Origin of the sequence: Streptomyces sp. Ru73, assembly GCF_002920575.1 — a bacterium.
Taxonomy (GTDB): Bacteria; Actinomycetota; Actinomycetes; order Streptomycetales; family Streptomycetaceae; genus Streptomyces.
The window spans coordinates 1-1066 of the sequence record NZ_PQSQ01000220.1 but is presented as its reverse complement, the minus strand read 5'-3'; the positions used below and the strand labels follow the sequence as shown (position 1 = coordinate 1066).

Genomic DNA, 1066 nt, shown 5'->3' with positions numbered 1-1066 from the left:
CGAATCACCCACCGCACCGCGTGAGGAGAGCGCATGAGCCCCCGACTGTTCCGCGCCACGGGCGGCACCGCCGGAACGCGGCCCGAACGGCCCCTGCGGATCACCGTGGACGGTGAGCCGGTCGACGGCGTCGCGGGCCAGAGCATCGCCGGCGTGCTGCTCGCGGCCGGCCGCACGTCCTGGCGCACCGCGCGCTCGGGCGCCCCGCGCGGCGTGTTCTGCGGCATCGGCGTCTGCTTCGACTGCGTACTGACCGTCAACGGCGTGCCGGACGTACGGGCCTGCCGCCGCCGGGCCGCGGACGGGGACGTGGTGACCACCCAGTCGCGGGCGACGGCGGACGACCGGGAGGCCGGGGCATGACGGCCGTACGGAAGGCAGCCGGCCGCCGGCACGTCGTGGTCGTCGGCGCCGGGCCCGCCGGACTCGCCGCCGCGGCAGCCGCGCTGGCCGCCGGCGCCCGGGTCACCCTCGTCGACGCGGCGGAGCGGCCCGGCGGCCAGTACCACCGCACCCACCCCGAGGAGTTCGGCGGGCCGCGCGACAGCGGGACCCCGTTCGCGCGCGTCAGCCGCCGCGTCCTCGGCCACCCACGCTGCACCTGGCTCGCGGAGACCTCCGTCTGGGCGCTGGAGCGGCCCGACCCCCGGCAGCCGGGCCCGCCGCTGGTCCACACCCTGACCGGGCCAGCCGACGGCACCGGCAGGACACGCCGCACCCTCGCCCCCGACGCCCTGGTCCTCGCGCCCGGCGCCCACGACCGCGTGCTGCCCTTCCCCGGCTGGCAGCTCCCCGGCGTGTACACGGCCGGGGCCGCGCAGGCGCTCGCCAAGGGCGAGCACCTGGTCGTCGGCGATGCCGTACTGCTCGCGGGCAGCGGGCCGTTCCTGCTGCCGGTCGCCGCCTCCCTGCTGGCCGCGGGCGCCGGCATCCGGGCCGTCCTGGAGGCCAACCCGGCGGCGACCGTGGCCCGCGGCTGGTCGCGCCGCCCCTGGGAACTGGCGGACCAGCCCGCCAAGGCCGCCGAACTCGCCCGGTACGCCGCACTGCTGGCGCGCCACCGGGT

Annotated in this window: 2 protein-coding genes; both read left to right on the top strand. The window is 79.1% G+C overall.

Annotation, left to right across the window (positions count from 1 at the left end):
• Window positions 1-33 precede the first annotated feature (33 nt).
• The gene (locus tag C3486_RS36650; protein ID WP_103837138.1) at window positions 34-363 is read left to right on the top strand and encodes a (2Fe-2S)-binding protein; all 330 of its coding nucleotides are present in this window, start codon (window positions 34-36) and stop codon (window positions 361-363) included.
• Window positions 360-1066 (top strand): FAD-dependent oxidoreductase (locus tag C3486_RS36645; RefSeq protein ID WP_146075146.1); only part of this gene is annotated, 707 nt, incomplete at its 3' end. The genes C3486_RS36650 and C3486_RS36645, both read left to right, overlap by 4 nt.

Coding starts and splice junctions, on each gene's coding strand:
- C3486_RS36650 (WP_103837138.1), top strand. CDS start 34: ATGAGCCCCCGACTGTTCCGCGCCACGGGCGGCACCGCCGGAACGCGG.